This is a genomic window from Methylobacterium sp. GXS13 (genome assembly GCF_001455965.1).
Classification (GTDB): domain Bacteria; phylum Pseudomonadota; class Alphaproteobacteria; order Rhizobiales; family Beijerinckiaceae; genus Methylobacterium.
The window spans coordinates 1-13,793 of record NZ_LKKO01000087.1 but is presented as its reverse complement, the minus strand read 5'-3'; the positions used below and the strand labels follow the sequence as shown (position 1 = coordinate 13,793).

The window sequence follows — 13,793 nt, the reverse complement described above, 5'->3', positions numbered from 1 at the left end:
GCCGCGGGCCGCCAATCCACCGTAGGGGCGCCCGCCATCCAGGCCCCGAGGTCGGCCCTGGAGAGGGCGTTGAGCGCCCGCCGCTTCAGCACGGCCTTCTCAGGCCCGCGCAGGCGGCGGCCGGTCTCGTTGCGGGGGGCCTGGGCCAGGGGCGGGAACAGGCCGAAATTGACGTTCATCGGCTGGAACGAGCGCGGGGCGTTGGCCTCGCCGTCGGCCCCGACATGGCCGCCGGTGATATGGGCGATGAGGGCGCCGAGCGCCGTGGTCTGGGGCAGGGGGCTGAGCGGCCGGCCCGCCGCCTCGGCCACCGCGAAGCGTCCGGCCATCAGCCCGATTGCGGCACTCTCGACATAGCCCTCGCAGCCGGTGATCTGGCCAGCGAAGCGCAAGGTGGGCCGGGCCTTCAGCCGGAGGGTCGCGTCCAGCAGCCGCGGGCTGTCGAGATAGGTGTTGCGGTGCAGGCCGCCGAGCCGGGCGAACTCGGCCCGCTCCAGGCCGGGAATCGTGCGGAAGATCCGGACCTGCTCGGCATAGGTCAGCTTCGTCTGGAAGCCGACCATGTTGTAGAGGGTACCCAGCGCGTTGTCCTGCCGCAGCTGCACGATCGCGCAGGCCTTGACCTGGGGATCGCGCGGGTTGGTGAGCCCCACGGGCTTCATCGGGCCGTGCCGCAGGGTCTCGGGGCCGCGCTCGGCCATCACCTCGATCGGCAGGCAGCCGTCGAAATACGGCGTGCCCTCCCATTGCTTGAATCCGATTTTTTCCCCCGCCACCAGGGCGGCCACGAAGGCGTCGTACTGGGCCCGGTCCATCGGGCAGTTCAGGTAATCGGCGCCCGTGCCGCCGGGGCCGGGCTTGTCGTAGCGGGACTGGAACCACGCCACGTCCATGTCGATCGAGTCGCGATGGACGATCGGCGCGATGGCGTCGAAGAAGGCGAGGGACTCGGCGCCGGTGAGCGCCCGGATGCCCTCGGCGAGCGCCGGGGCGGTCAGCGGGCCGGTGGCGACGATGCAGGGCCCCCAGTCCTCCGGGGGCAGGCCCTCCACCTCGCCGCGGACCACCGTGACGTTGGGGTGCTGCTCCAGGGCCCGGGTCACCGTGGCGGAGAAGCCCTCGCGATCGACCGCCAGCGCACCGCCCGCCGGCACCTGGTTGGCGTCGGCCGCCCGCATGATCAGCGAGCTCAAGGAGCGCATCTCCTGGTGCAGCAGGCCGACGGCGTTGCTCTCCGGATCGTCGGAGCGGAACGAGTTCGAGCAGACCAGCTCGGCCAGGCCGTCGGTCTGGTGGGCCTCGGTGCCGCGCACCGGGCGCATCTCGTGGATCACGGCGCGATGGCCGGCCTCGGCCACCTGCCAGGCCGCCTCGGATCCCGCGAGGCCGCCGCCGACGATGTGAAGGGTCTGTGTCATAACCCAGAATAGCGAAGGACCGTCGCCCGGATCAACGGGCGGCGGTCCTTTGGGTCGTATCGCGATGGGGCCGGGAGATCAGACGCGGGCGATGCCGTGGATCTCGCTGCGGTTGATGCCGAGATCGGCAAGATCGCGATCCGAGAGGCGGGAGAGCTGGGAAACGGTGTCGCGATACCGGAGATAGGCGCGGACGCGACTCAGGACGCTACGAGCGGCGGACATGGAATACGTTGACCTCTGTTCAGGCAGTGGATGGCGCGCCGTTGCGCATCGCTGCCTCTTGTTGGTGCAACGCACATATAAACCTGCCGCGGCGCAGCAGGAGTCATAAGGTCAAGGATCTGGTCTGCACGGGCCGCATGGTCGGCTTAAGAAACCGGCAACCTTCCCGGCTGGTCATTCTTTGTGCGCATGCCGGGAGGCGGGTAAGAATGCGCGAAGGGCGTCCCGCCCGCCCGCGGGACGCCCTTCGCAGCGCGGATCGGCGCCGATCGCTCAGTAGAACGGGCGCGGGCCGTAGAAGCCGTAGGGCCGGTCATAGGGTCGGTAGAACGGGCGCGGGCGGCCATAGCCATAGCCGCCGTCATAGACCGGCCGACGCCAGTGGGGGCGGGGCCCCCAGCCCCAGTTCGGGCGGCAGATGCCCCAGGGGTTCGGATGAAAGCCCGGGCCGCAGCCCCCCGCCGCCTGGGCGGAGCCCGCGAACCCAAGGCCGCCGGCGATCGCGGCGGCCATAACGAGTGCCTTCGCGCGTGGTGCGCTCAGAATCGCCATGACAGATCTCCTCGAAGCGTCCGGCGGATCGGCGCCGGTCGAGAGAGAGTCGGCCCCGTCGCCTGAACCGACGCTGAGCCTGTGGTTGTATCCCGTGCAGGCTCGCGTCGGCATCCGAGAAGCGCAGCCGCGGCGGCGACGGTTTCGCGGGCGGCTGTCAGTGCAGCGAGGGCGTGCGCAGGAACCGCTCCCGGTCCGCCGAGACCAGGGCGAGCTTCACGCCGCGGCCATCGCGGCGCACGGTGAGCGGGACGCGCACACCCGCCTCGCCGAGCGCCCAGATGCTGCGGAACAGGGCGGCGAGGTCCGGGACCGGCTCGCCGGCCACCGCCTCGATCACGTCGCCGCTGCGCAGGCCGCCGGTCTCGGCCGGGCCGCCATCGGCGAGTCCCATCACCACGATGCCCTCCTCGCTCTCGGTGGCATAGAGTCCGAGCCAGGGCCGCGGCGGCCGGTTCGCGCGCCCGCGCGTGACCAGATCGTCGAGGATCGGCGGCAGGAGGTCGATCGGCACCACCATGTTGATCGGGCGCGCGCTGCTGCTGCCACCCTGCTGCAGTTGCAGCGAGCCGATGCCGAGCAGCTCGCCCTGCGCGCCGATCAGCGCGGTGCCGCCCCAATGCGGGTGCGCCGGAGCGGTGAACAGCGCCTCGTCGAGGACATACTCCCAGTACCCGGCGAATTCCTGCCGGGCGACAACCTCGACGGCGACGCAGCGCTGGCGTCCGCCCGCACCGGCCACCACCGCCCGGTCGCCCGTCTTCAGCCCGGCCGAGCGGCCGAGCGGCAGGGCCGGGACGCCGAGATCGCCCAGGGCCTGGACCAGGCCGAAGCCGGTGGCGGCATCAAAGCCGAGCACGTGGCCCTGGACCGAGCGGCCCTCCCGGGTGGTCAGCCAGACGCTCTCGGCCTCCGTCACGAGGTAGCCGACGGTCAGCACCAGCCCGTCCTCCCGGATCACCACGCCGTTGCCGGCGCGCTCGGTCCCGAGAGTTTCGGCCGTGAAGGCGCTCTCCGGCACCCGCGCCGACAGGGCGAGCACCGACGAGAGCGCCCGATCGAGATCGTAGCCGTAATCCGCCGGCCTGGGCTGGGCCTGCGCGGGGATCTTCCACTCACCCTGCGTCGCCATGAGATTCCTTCGACTCGTTCGCTCTGCTCCGGCGCCGCCGGACGCGCGAAATCGAACCTAGATAAGCTGTCCGCACCGCCTGCGACACCCGTGGCGCCGCGCCGCGCGGCGATCGTTGAGCCGGCGCCCCATCGACGATCCTGTGCGGAGCCGGTGATGTGACAGGACGGGCGGGGGCCCTTAGATCTAGTCTTACGGAAGCGCGACCGGCAGGGGAACGGGCGTGCGGACACAGGAACGGATCTTGGCCGGACCGATTTTTGCCGCGGGGGGGACTCCGGACCGGGTGCAGCCGGGCCTTCCCGGCGCCGACGACGCCCGGCTGCGGCGGCTGCTGTTCGAGATCGGGCAGGCCGCGGCGGCGGCGCTGGCCGAACTCTACGATCTGACCAGCCCGAAACTCTTCGGCGTGATCCTGCGTATCCAGCGCGATCGATCCCTGGCCGAAGACATCCTTCAGGACGCGTATCTGCGGATCTGGCGGGCGGCCGGGAGCTACGACCCCGAGGCCGGACGCCCGCTCGCCTGGCTGTGCACGATCGCCCGCAACCGGGCGATCGACGGCCTGCGCCGGAAGGGGGCGGTGGAGGTTCAGGGACCGGTGCGGGACGACGGCGAGGATTGGGTGGCGCGGCTGATGGACCCGCATGACGACGCCGCGGCGTTCCTGGACCGGGACGCCCTCGCGGCCTGCCTGGGCCGGCTCGAGCCGGCGCATCGGGATTGCGTGGTGCTGGCCTATTGCGAAGGCCAATCCCGCGAGGAATTGGCTCAGCGCTACGAGAGGCCGGTCAACACGATCAAGACCTGGCTGCACCGGGCGCTCGCCTCCCTGAAGACCTGCCTGGAGGCGGTCTCGTGAGCGGCGGCCCCGGCGACCTCGCCGCGGATCCCGGTTCGGATCCCGACCTGCGCGCGGCCGAGTACGTGCTCGGCACCCTCGACCCGGGGGAGCGGGCCGCCATGGTTCACGCGCTCGCCACCGATGCGGATGCGGCGGGCCGGGTGCGGGCGTGGGAGCGGCGGTTGTCGCCGCTGCTGGCTGCGATCCCACCGGTGGTGCCGCCGTCGCGGGTGCGCGCAGCGCTGCTGCGGGCGGTGGGGGCCGGGTCCGGCGGGTCGCCCGACCCGCTCGCCCATCTGCGCCGGCAGGTCCGGCGCTGGCGGATCGCCACCGCGGGGGCCGGGCTGCTGGCGGCTGGCCTCGCGGTGTTCGTCGCATTCGGATTGCGGCCGGAGCCGGAGGGTGGCCGCTACCTCGCGGTGGTCCAGGGCGGCGGTGCGCTCCCGGCCCTGATCGTGCGCGTCGACACCCGCACCGGCACCGCCCAGGTCCGGCCGGTGGGAGCCGAGGCGCCCGCCGGCCGGAGCCTTGAGCTGTGGTATGTCGGCGCCGCGGGGCCGAAGCCGCTCGGCCTCGTCGGGGCCGGTGCGAGCCGGGTGAGCCTGCCACAGGACGCCACCCCGGACGGGGTGCTGGCGGTCTCCGTGGAGCCACCGGGCGGCTCGCCGAGCGGCCAGCCCACGGGACCGGTGGTCTATACCGGCAAGCTGATCGCGGAGTAGGCGCCCCCGAAGAGCCCGCAGCGCCGGGTCGGCGCCGCGGGCGATCGGATCACCGGATCCGTCAGGGCATCAGCACGGCGTTGATGACGTGGATCACGCCGTTCGACTGCATCACGTTCGGGATCGTCACCGTGGCGGTGCCGCCCTTCACGTCGGTGATCAGGACCTTCTTGCCCTGCACCGCCACGGCGAGCGGCTCGCCCTCGACGGTGGTGAGCTGACCCTGGCCGCCGCCCTTCTTGACGAGCGCCATCAGGTCCTTGGCGGTGTAGACGCCCGGGACCACGTGGTAGGTCAGGATCTTGGTCAGCGTCGGCTTGTTCTGCGGCTGCACGAGGTTCTCGACGGTGCCGGGCGGCAGCTTGGCGAAGGCCGCGTTGGTCGGCGCGAACACCGTGAACGGGCCGGGCCCGCTCAGCGTGTCGACGAGGCCCGCAGCCTTCACGGCGGCGACCAGCGTGGTGTGGTCCTTGGAGTTGACCGCGTTCTCGACGATCGTCTTATTGGCATACATCGGCGCGCCGCCGACCATCGGGTTCTTGGCCTGGGCCGCGCCGGTCACGCCGAGGCCGAGGGTCAGAGCGAGGGCGACCGTACGGGCCGCACGCCGGCCTCTGAAAGCGTTGAGCATCCTGGAGTTTCCTTCCGTCAGGCATCCCGGGATCGCATGAGCGCCGGGATTGCATCGCCGCTTACGGGGTCTCGCGCGGAAAGGTTTCGCAGGATCTGAATATCGGCCCCGGTCCAGGCCGGACATGAAAAAACCGCCCGGGCGGAGGCCGGGCGGTTCGCCGTCCTGGCGGACGGTGTGGCGGAGATCCGGGATCCCCCGCCGCGTGCGCGGCGGGAGACCGGCATCTCGGTCGATCAGTACTTGCGGACCAGGGCGGCCGGGACCGGCGAGACGGGGGCCGGCGAGTACAGCGGCACGATCAGGCGGAGCCAGCCGTCCGTGGAGTAGTCGCTGCGGGTGCGGCCGAACGCATTGGTGAACTGCGCGCCGGTGACGACGTCGCGGGCCACGTAGGCCTGCACGGTGAAGACCTTGAAGTCGTAGCCGATCAGGCCGCCGACGGCGAACCGGCCGCGGTTGTTGGCGGCCGCGCTGAACTGGCCGATGTCGAAGTTGTAGGTGCCGTAGGCGACCGGACCGATCTCGAAGTTGCCGAACTTCTTCGTCGCGGTGATGTCGAAGTTCAGGGCGTTGGACAGGTAGAACGGGCCGAGGGCCGCGCCGACCGGACCACCGAAACGGCCGGGCGAGTCGTAGATGTTGGCGGTCAGGTTGCCGGTGATGTTCCAGCCGTCACCGGTGTAGCTGCCGGCCACGCCGAAGCGGTAGGTGTTCGAGGAGAGCTGCGGCAGCACCGGGGTCGCGGTCGTGCCGTTCGCGGTGATGATCGAGCCGCGGTCGCCGTTGAGGTCGTTCAGGTACACGCCGCCGAGCAAGCTGACGCCGAAGTTGCTGCCGAGGTCGAACGCCCAGATACCGCCGACGAAGGTGCCGACGTTGATCGAGATGTCCTTGTTGCGCACGCCGGCCGGGTTGCGTGTGAAGGCGAACACGGTCGGGGGGGCGACGAGCAGCTCGACGCGGCCGCCGAACGGCACGAACGGCGTCGACCAGACCAGGACCGGGACGTTGACGGCCGTATCGGGATCGTTCCGGCCATCGGTGCGGCGGAACGTGAAGGTGTTGATCGCGTAGATGCCCTCGGGCAGCGGCGCGCCGATGGCGAGGCCGACCTGCTCACCCGGAACCGTCGTGGTCTGCGCCTGCGCGATCGTCGACGTCATGCCGACCGTGAGCGCGACCGCGCCGGCCGCGAGCCAGTTCTTCATCATTGTTTCATTCCTTCCCAAGGTCTCAAGGCATCCGTCCCGCATTCGGCACTACCCTGCCGGTCTGCTCGCCAATGGCGGCTGCCGGCTTCCGGTCTGCCGAGCGCCCCCACGGTGCCCGCCCGTCTCAACGCTGCTGACTATTCTACAGAGACCTGCGGAAAGACAGTGGAATGCTGGTCGAAGCGGCAAAACCGGCCGAACCGTTGCGCAAAAGCCGCATTTTTGCGGCGACGCAACACAGTCCCCAGAATTGAATATCGCCCCCCGATCGGCAAAATATCGTTGAATGGTCAAGCTGTTGATCGCGGCATCCGCGGGAGAATCCGGCAAGCCCCGGCGGGCGGACGGGCAGAGGCCCGTCCGGCGCAGGCGGCCGGAAATCCCGGTTTCGGACGGCCCGAGACGGGTCCGAATGGGGGCCGGCGGCCCGAATCACCGATCGCCGCAAACGGTCCCGACCGAAATCTCGGTCGTTACCCGGCAGAATCTGCCGCCCCGGTGCCTATTCGGCGGCGCTGCGTCGGCCGGATTGCGGGGCCGGGCGACGGGCCAGCACCTCGCGCAGGAACCGGCCGGTATGGCTCGCCTTCGCGCGGGCGATCTCCTCCGGGGTGCCGAGCGCCACCACCCGGCCGCCGCCATCGCCCCCCTCGGGACCCATGTCGATCACCCAGTCGGCGGTCTTGATCACTTCGAGGTTGTGCTCGATCACCACCACGGTGTTGCCCTGGTCGACGAGCTCGTGGAGCACCTCCATGAGCTTGGCCACGTCGTGGAAATGCAGCCCGGTGGTCGGCTCGTCGAGGATGTAGAGGGTACGGCCCGTGGCGCGCTTCGACAGCTCCTTCGACAGCTTCACCCGCTGGGCCTCGCCCCCCGACAGGGTGGTCGCCTGCTGGCCGACATGGACGTAGTGCAGGCCGACCCGCTTCAGGGTCTCGAGCTTCTCGCGGATCGCCGGCACCGCCTTGAACAGCTCGGCCGCCTCCTCGACGGTGGAATCGAGCACGTCGGCGATGGACTTGCCGCGGTACTTCACCTCCAGGGTCTCGCGGTCGTAGCGCTTGCCCTTGCACACGTCGCAGGTGACGTAGACGTCCGGGAGGAAGTGCATCTCGATCTTGATGACGCCGTCGCCCGAGCAGGCCTCGCAGCGCCCGCCCTTCACGTTGAAGGAGAAGCGCCCCGGCTGGTAGCCCCGGGCCTTCGCCTCGGGGAGACCCGCGAACCAGTCGCGGATCGGCGTGAAGGCGCCGATATAGGTGGCCGGGTTCGAGCGCGGGGTGCGCCCGATCGGCGACTGGTCGATGTCGATGACCTTGTCGAGATGCTCCAGCCCTTCGAGGCGGTCGTACGGGGCCGGGTGCTCCAGCGCCCCGTTCAGTTTCTTCGCGACGGCCTTGTACAGGGTGTCGATCACCAGGGTGGATTTCCCGCCGCCCGAGACGCCGGTGATGCAGGTGAAGGTGCCGAGCGGCACCTCGATATCCACGTCCTTGAGATTGTTGCCCCGGGCGCCGAACACGCCGAGCTTGCCCTTGCGCCCCTTGCGCCGCGCGGCCGGAGTGCGCACCGATAGCGCGCCGGTGAGGTACTTGGCGGTGAGCGAGGCCGGGTTGGCCAGCACCTCGGCGGGGGTGCCCTGGGCGATGATCTCGCCGCCATGGATGCCCGCGCCCGGGCCGACATCCACCACGTAATCGGCCTGCAGGATCGCGTCCTCGTCGTGCTCGACCACGATCACCGAATTGCCGAGGTCGCGCAGGCGCTTGAGGGTGCCGAGCAACCGCTCGTTGTCGCGCTGGTGCAGGCCGATCGAGGGCTCGTCCAGCACATAGAGCACGCCGGTCAGCCCGGAGCCGATCTGCGAGGCCAGCCGGATGCGCTGGCTCTCGCCCCCCGACAGGGAGCCCGAGCCGCGGGCCAGCGTCAGGTATTCGAGGCCGACATCCACCAGGAAGCTCAGCCGGTCGCGGATTTCCTTCAGAATTCTGACCGCGATCTCGTTTTGCTTGGCCGTCAGCTTCTCCGGCAATGCGGAGAACCAGCGATGGGCTTCCGAAACGGATAGAGCCGTCACGTCGCCGATATCGGCCATGGCGATCTTCACGGCCAAAGCCTCGGGCTTCAGCCGCTTGCCGCCGCAGGACGCGCAGGGCGTCTCGCTCATGAAGCGGCCGATTTCTTCCCGGACGGCGTCCGAGTCGCTTTCCTTGTAGCGGCGCTCCAGGTTCGGGATCACGCCCTCGAACGGCTTGTTGACCGCGTATTTGCGCAGGCCGTCGTCGTAGGCGAAGCGGATCGCCTGCTTGCCGGAGCCGTACAGGACCACGGCGCGGGCCGCCTCCGGCAGGCTCTGCCAGGGCACGCCGGTCTTGAAACCGTAATGCTCCGCCAGCGCGTCGAGCGTCTGGCCGTAATAGGGCGAGGTCGATTTCGCCCAGGGGCCGACCGCGCCGCGCTTCAGGCTGAGCGCGGGATCCGAAATCACCAGCTCGGGGTCGATCCGCATCTCGTGGCCGATGCCGCCGCAGGTCGGGCAGGCGCCGAACGGATTGTTGAACGAGAACAGCCGGGGCTCGATCTCCGCGATGGTGAAGCCCGAGACCGGGCAGGCGAAGCGGGACGAGAACGTGATCGTCCGGGGCTCCTCGCCCTCGGGGGCGTCCGCGAACACGATCTCGCTGATGCCGTCGGCGAGCTCCAGGGCGGTCTCGAACGAATCGGCCAGCCGCGCGGCGATGTCGGCCCGCACCACGATCCGGTCGACCACCACATCGATGTCGTGCTTGAACTTCTTGTCGAGCTTGGGCGCGTCATCGATCGCGTAATACTCGCCGTCGATCCGCAGCCGCTGAAAACCCTTCTTTTGGTACTCGGCGATTTCCTTGCGGTACTCGCCCTTCCGGCCGCGGACCACCGGAGCCAGCAGGTAGAGCCGGCTCTTCTCCGGCAGCTCCAGCACTCGGTCGACCATCTGCTGGACGGTCTGGCTCTCGATCGGCAGGCCGGTGGCCGGGGAGTAGGGGATGCCGACCCGTGCCCAGAGCAGGCGCATGTAGTCGTAGATCTCGGTCACCGTCCCGACGGTGGAGCGGGGATTCTTGGAGGTGGTCTTCTGCTCGATGGAGATCGCCGGCGAGAGCCCGTCGATCTGATCGACATCGGGCTTGGACATCATCTCCAGGAACTGGCGGGCATAGGCCGAGAGCGATTCGACGTAGCGGCGCTGCCCCTCGGCGTAGATCGTGTCGAAGGCGAGCGACGACTTGCCCGAGCCCGACAGCCCGGTGAAGACCACGAGCTTGTCCCGGGGGATTGTCAGGTCGACGTTCTTGAGGTTGTGCTCCCGGGCGCCCCGGACGGTGATCACCCGCCGCTCGGCGGCGCTCGGCGGCGCGGCGTCGAACAGGGCCTCGAGCTTCGCGTCGGTGGCGGCCTCGTTCCGCATGTCGGTGCGGGGGGCGGCGGGCAACGCGGCCTTCTTGCGCGCAGGCTTGGCCGAGACCGCCTCGGCCGGCGCCGACTTGGAGGCCGCCTTGGGGGCCGCCTTGGGCTCCACCGTCTTCGTGGGCGCTTTGGGCGAAGGCGCCTTTACGGGAGACGGTTTCGGGGCGGCTTTGCCGGCGCCGACTTGGGGTCCGACTCGGGTTCCGGCTTGGGCTTTGGCCATGAGGGCGGCGGTCTTTCGAGGCGTCGACACGGTCGGGCTGGCTTGCGCACGGGTCAGCCGCCGCACCCGCTCATGTCGAGCCCGGAACGGCCGACGGCAAGGTGGGACCGGCAGGACGCCGGCCCGTCATGCGACGCCCTTGCTAGAACGAAACGCGTACGCCGGCAACCGCCGCTCGGAGACCTGTCGTTTCATGACCGGGAAGACCGGGTTTCCAAAGGGCCTGCGGCCCTTTGGCGGGGTTCAGGGGCGGAGCCCTTGAGACCTGCAGGGCGCTGCCCTGCACCCACAAAAGGTCACGGACCTTTTGGATCCGGGACTTCACGCGTCGGCGTTGCGGGCCATGAAGGTGGCGGGGGTGCCGTCCTCGGGGTTCACGAAGATGATGTCGGTGGGCGCCCGCCGCGGGGTGTCGATCGACAGGAACGTCACCGGCTCGCCCGGGGCGATCTCCGGCATCGCGTGCACCGTGCCCTTCTCGAAGAACAGGAGTTGGCCGGGGCCGAACGTCGTCAGGTTCGCGGGATCGCCCAGCCAGACGGTGCCGCGTCCCGACAGGCAGTAGAGGTACTCGTCGCAGGTGGCGTGGTAGTGCGGCGGCGTCGGGCGGTAGACCCGGAACACCCGGGCGCTCGCCGCCACCCGGTCGGTCAGGTAGGTGTCGACCAAGAGCGTTTGCGCGCTGTCGGGCAGGGCCGCCGCGAGCGCCGCCACGTCGAAGAGGCCGGTGCCGGTCTCGGTCATGGCGCCCGCCTCACTGCGAAAAGCCTTCGAGCACGATCTTGCCCTTGGCGCGCCCGCTCTCGATCAGCGCGTGGGCCCGCCGCAGGTTCCGGGCGTCGATCCGCCCGTAATGCTCACCCAGGGTCGTGCGCAGGCGCCCCGCATCCACCAGCCGGGCGACCGCGTCGAGGAGGGCGCCCTGGGCGCCGATGTCGGACGTGCCGAACATCGAGCGGGTGAACATGAACTCCCAATGCAGCGACAGGCTCTTGCGCTTGAGCAGGGCCACGTCGAGCTGCGCCAGGGCGTCGATCAGGGCGAACCGGCCCTGCGGGGCGATCAGCGCGGCGATCTCGGCGAGATGCGCGTCGGTGTTGGTGGTCGAGAACACGAGGCCCGGCGCGCCCAGGCCCAGGGAAGCCACCTCGGCGGAGAGCGGCTTGGCATGGTCGACCACGTGGTGGGCGCCGAGGTCCCGGCACCAGGCCGCCGTCTCGGGCCGGGACGCGGTGGCGATCACGGTCAGGTCCGTGAGCGCCCGGGCGAGCTGGATCGCCACCGAGCCGACGCCGCCCGCGCCGCCGACGATCAGGATCGCCGGGGCGGCGCCCGGCACCGGCTTGCCGGTGTCGAGCCGGTCGAACAGGGCCTCCCAGGCGGTGATCGCCGTGAGCGGCAGGGCAGCGGCCTGCGCCCAGTCGAGGCTGGCGGGCTTGTGCCCGACGATGCGGGCGTCGACGCAATGGTACTCGGCGTTGGTCCCCGGCCGGGTGAGGTCGCCCGCATAGAACACCGCGTCGCCGACGGAAAACCCCTCGGCTTCCGCACCCTTGGCGACCACGGTGCCGGCGGCGTCCCAGCCCAGCACCTTGACCCCGCCGGCCTCGGGCTCGGCCCGCAGGCGGACCTTGGTGTCGACCGGGTTCACCGAGACCGCCTCGACCTTCACCAGCAGGTCCCGGGGTCCGGGTTCGGGCCGGGGCAGGTCGTGATCGACCAGGGCCTCCGCCTCGGTGATCGGCAGGGACTTTTTGTACCCGACGGCGCGCATCGCAATCTCCTCCGGCTTGACGTGTCAGGAGATGCCGTCCGCCTTCCCGGGGCGCAAGTACGCACATAAAACGCCACTAGTGCCAGACATGATACCGTCGAGGATCCCGCCATGCCCCGCATCCGCCACCATCGCGGCGCCTGCAGGCCCGGCTGCGCCGTCGAGGCGACCCTCCGGCTCATCGACGGCAAGTGGAAGGGCGTGATCCTCTACCACCTCCTGGAGGGGACCCTGCGCTTCAACGAAATCCGCCGGCGGCTGGCGAGCGTGACGCAGCGCATGCTCACGAACCAGCTGCGCGAGATGGAGGCGGACGGCCTGATCGCGCGAAAGGTCTACGCGGAGGTGCCCCCGAAGGTGGAGTACAGCCTGACCGCGCGCGGGCGCTCCCTGGAGCCGATCATCCAGGCCCTGAAGATCTGGGGCGATCGACACGTCGAACGGCCCATTGACGCGGCGGATCCCGTTGAGACGGCCGCCTGATTGTGCATGGCTCGCGGCGTCAAACCCCTCCACCGTAACGGTGTTTTCATATCCGCACCGGATGGTTCTGGTTAACCCTGAACCCTTCGGGAATCCGATGGCCGTCTTCTCATCGCTTCGCGCCCGCATCCTCGCGGTGGCGCTCGCGCCCTGCCTCGCCTTCGCGGGGGCGGCCGGATGGGCGGTGTCCGACCAATGGGCGCGGCGCGCCGAGATGAACCGGGTCGAGAGCCTCGTCGGCCTCGCCTCACGGGTCAGCGCCTTCGTCCACGAGGGCCAGCGCGAGCGCGGCGCCTCCAGCCTGTTCCTGGGCGCCAAGGGCGCGCAGTTCGGGCCGGAACTCGCGGCGCAGCGCAGCCGGATCGGCGCGGCGCTCGCCGGGCTTCCCGACGCAATGGCAGCCGCGGCCGGCTTCGGCCCCGCCTTCGCGGCGCGGGCGGACGCCTTTGCCAAGGCGCTCGCCGGGCTTGCGGCCCAGCGCCGGGCGGTCGACGCCCTCGACGTGAGCGCGCCGCAGGCGGTGGCGTTCTACACCGGCCTGATCGGTGAGGGGCTGGGCGTGGTCCGGGCGATGGGCGGGGTGATCGGCGAGGCCGGCATCGCGGCCCGGGCGAACGCCTACGCGGCGTTCCTGGCGCTGAAGGAGGCTGCCGGCCAGGAGCGGGCCGCCGCCTCGGCGGTGTTCGCCTCCGGCACCCTGGATCTTCCCGCCGCGCGCCGGCTCACCACCCTTTCGGCCGATCAGGCGACCTACGGCGCCACGTTCCGGGCCGGGGCCTCGGACGGGCAAGCCGCGCTCTTGGACGCCGCGGAGGCGACCGAGCCGGCCCGGGCGGTGGCGCGCCTGCGCACGGCCACGCAGGAGACGATGCCGGGCACGCCCCTCGCCTTCCGCGACGCGCCGGCCTGGTTCCGGCTCGCCACCCAGCGCATCGACGCCCTGAAGGGTGTCGAGGACCAGTTGACCGCCGACCTCGTAGCCGCCGCCGACGCGGTGCGGGCCCAGGCCGACCGGATGCTCACCGTCTGGATCGCGGGCGGGCTCGACCTGTTCGCGCTCTCGGTCGGCTTCGCCTTCTGGCTGGGCACGGCCATCGCCCGCCCCCTGGTCCGGATGGCCGGGGT

The 13,793-nt window shown here is 70.5% G+C and carries 13 protein-coding genes; 4 read left to right on the top strand and 9 right to left on the bottom strand.

Translation table 11 applies throughout. The annotated features are described in order from the left end of the window. The 4 genes from trmFO to AO398_RS25260 all read right to left on the bottom strand — a co-directional run. Positions 1 to 1,418, bottom strand: a 1,418-nt coding sequence (trmFO, locus tag AO398_RS25270) for a methylenetetrahydrofolate--tRNA-(uracil(54)-C(5))-methyltransferase (FADH(2)-oxidizing) TrmFO (RefSeq protein WP_058194921.1), incomplete at its 3' end; no start/stop codon positions are given. 78 nt (positions 1,419 to 1,496) lie between these two features. After that, positions 1,497 to 1,643: a DUF1127 domain-containing protein gene (locus AO398_RS27835; RefSeq protein ID WP_007566967.1), complete on the bottom strand. Its 147-nt coding sequence runs from the start codon at positions 1,641 to 1,643 to the stop codon at positions 1,497 to 1,499. A 273-nt stretch (positions 1,644 to 1,916) separates the two neighbouring features. Beyond that, positions 1,917 to 2,195, bottom strand: coding sequence for a hypothetical protein (locus AO398_RS25265; protein ID WP_058194920.1), 279 nt, complete (start codon positions 2,193 to 2,195; stop codon positions 1,917 to 1,919). Positions 2,196 to 2,352: 157 nt separating this feature from the next. Next, positions 2,353 to 3,327 carry a S1C family serine protease gene (locus AO398_RS25260; RefSeq protein WP_058194919.1) on the bottom strand — a complete coding sequence of 325 codons (975 nt, stop codon included), beginning with the start codon at positions 3,325 to 3,327 and terminating at the stop codon, positions 2,353 to 2,355. Between the two features lie 322 nt (positions 3,328 to 3,649). Between AO398_RS25260 and AO398_RS25255 the strand changes: the two genes are divergently transcribed. After that, on the top strand, positions 3,650 to 4,189 hold the full coding sequence (locus AO398_RS25255; RefSeq protein WP_058194922.1) for a sigma-70 family RNA polymerase sigma factor: 540 nt from the start codon (positions 3,650 to 3,652) through the stop codon (positions 4,187 to 4,189). Continuing rightward, positions 4,186 to 4,893 carry an anti-sigma factor gene (locus AO398_RS25250; RefSeq protein WP_058194918.1) on the top strand — a complete coding sequence of 236 codons (708 nt, stop codon included), beginning with the start codon at positions 4,186 to 4,188 and terminating at the stop codon, positions 4,891 to 4,893. Before AO398_RS25255 ends, AO398_RS25250 begins: the two co-directional genes overlap by 4 nt. Before the next feature lie 61 nt (positions 4,894 to 4,954). Here the strand turns inward: AO398_RS25250 and AO398_RS25245 are convergent, their stop codons facing one another. The 5 genes from AO398_RS25245 to AO398_RS25225 form a co-directional block, all read right to left on the bottom strand. Continuing rightward, positions 4,955 to 5,524 carry a fasciclin domain-containing protein gene (locus tag AO398_RS25245; protein ID WP_058194917.1) on the bottom strand — a complete coding sequence of 190 codons (570 nt, stop codon included), beginning with the start codon at positions 5,522 to 5,524 and terminating at the stop codon, positions 4,955 to 4,957. Between the two features lie 236 nt (positions 5,525 to 5,760). Further along, positions 5,761 to 6,738, bottom strand: a complete 978-nt coding sequence (locus tag AO398_RS25240; protein WP_058194916.1) for a transporter — start codon at positions 6,736 to 6,738, stop codon at positions 5,761 to 5,763. Positions 6,739 to 7,240: 502 nt separating this feature from the next. After that, entirely contained in the window at positions 7,241 to 10,411 is a 3,171-nt protein-coding gene (uvrA, locus tag AO398_RS25235) for an excinuclease ABC subunit UvrA (RefSeq protein ID WP_058194915.1), read from the bottom strand. A gap of 321 nt (positions 10,412 to 10,732) precedes the next feature. Further along, positions 10,733 to 11,155 (bottom strand): cupin domain-containing protein, encoded by a 423-nt coding sequence (locus AO398_RS25230; RefSeq protein WP_058194914.1) that lies wholly within the window; start codon positions 11,153 to 11,155, stop codon positions 10,733 to 10,735. Between the two features lie 10 nt (positions 11,156 to 11,165). Beyond that, positions 11,166 to 12,185: a zinc-binding alcohol dehydrogenase family protein gene (locus tag AO398_RS25225; RefSeq protein WP_058194913.1), complete on the bottom strand. Its 1,020-nt coding sequence runs from the start codon at positions 12,183 to 12,185 to the stop codon at positions 11,166 to 11,168. 111 nt (positions 12,186 to 12,296) lie between these two features. Between AO398_RS25225 and AO398_RS25220 the strand changes: the two genes are divergently transcribed. Both AO398_RS25220 and AO398_RS25215 read left to right on the top strand, forming a co-directional pair. Further along, positions 12,297 to 12,668 carry a helix-turn-helix domain-containing protein gene (locus AO398_RS25220; RefSeq protein ID WP_058194912.1) on the top strand — a complete coding sequence of 124 codons (372 nt, stop codon included), beginning with the start codon at positions 12,297 to 12,299 and terminating at the stop codon, positions 12,666 to 12,668. 97 nt (positions 12,669 to 12,765) lie between these two features. Next, the coding region (locus AO398_RS25215) for a nitrate- and nitrite sensing domain-containing protein (RefSeq protein ID WP_201025836.1) at positions 12,766 to 13,793 on the top strand (1,028 nt) is incomplete at its 3' end.

Bases quoted from the DNA above. Each gene is read 5' to 3' on its own strand.
- AO398_RS27835 (WP_007566967.1), bottom strand. From the start codon at position 1,643: ATGTCCGCCGCTCGTAGCGTCCTGAGTCGCGTCCGCGCCTATCTCCGG.
- AO398_RS25265 (WP_058194920.1), bottom strand. From the start codon at position 2,195: ATGGCGATTCTGAGCGCACCACGCGCGAAGGCACTCGTTATGGCCGCC.
- AO398_RS25260 (WP_058194919.1), bottom strand. From the start codon at position 3,327: ATGGCGACGCAGGGTGAGTGGAAGATCCCCGCGCAGGCCCAGCCCAGG.
- AO398_RS25245 (WP_058194917.1), bottom strand. From the start codon at position 5,524: ATGCTCAACGCTTTCAGAGGCCGGCGTGCGGCCCGTACGGTCGCCCTC.
- AO398_RS25240 (WP_058194916.1), bottom strand. From the start codon at position 6,738: ATGATGAAGAACTGGCTCGCGGCCGGCGCGGTCGCGCTCACGGTCGGC.
- uvrA (WP_058194915.1), bottom strand. From the start codon at position 10,411: ATGGCCAAAGCCCAAGCCGGAACCCGAGTCGGACCCCAAGTCGGCGCC.
- AO398_RS25230 (WP_058194914.1), bottom strand. From the start codon at position 11,155: ATGACCGAGACCGGCACCGGCCTCTTCGACGTGGCGGCGCTCGCGGCG.
- AO398_RS25225 (WP_058194913.1), bottom strand. From the start codon at position 12,185: ATGCGCGCCGTCGGGTACAAAAAGTCCCTGCCGATCACCGAGGCGGAG.
- AO398_RS25220 (WP_058194912.1), top strand. From the start codon at position 12,297: ATGCCCCGCATCCGCCACCATCGCGGCGCCTGCAGGCCCGGCTGCGCC.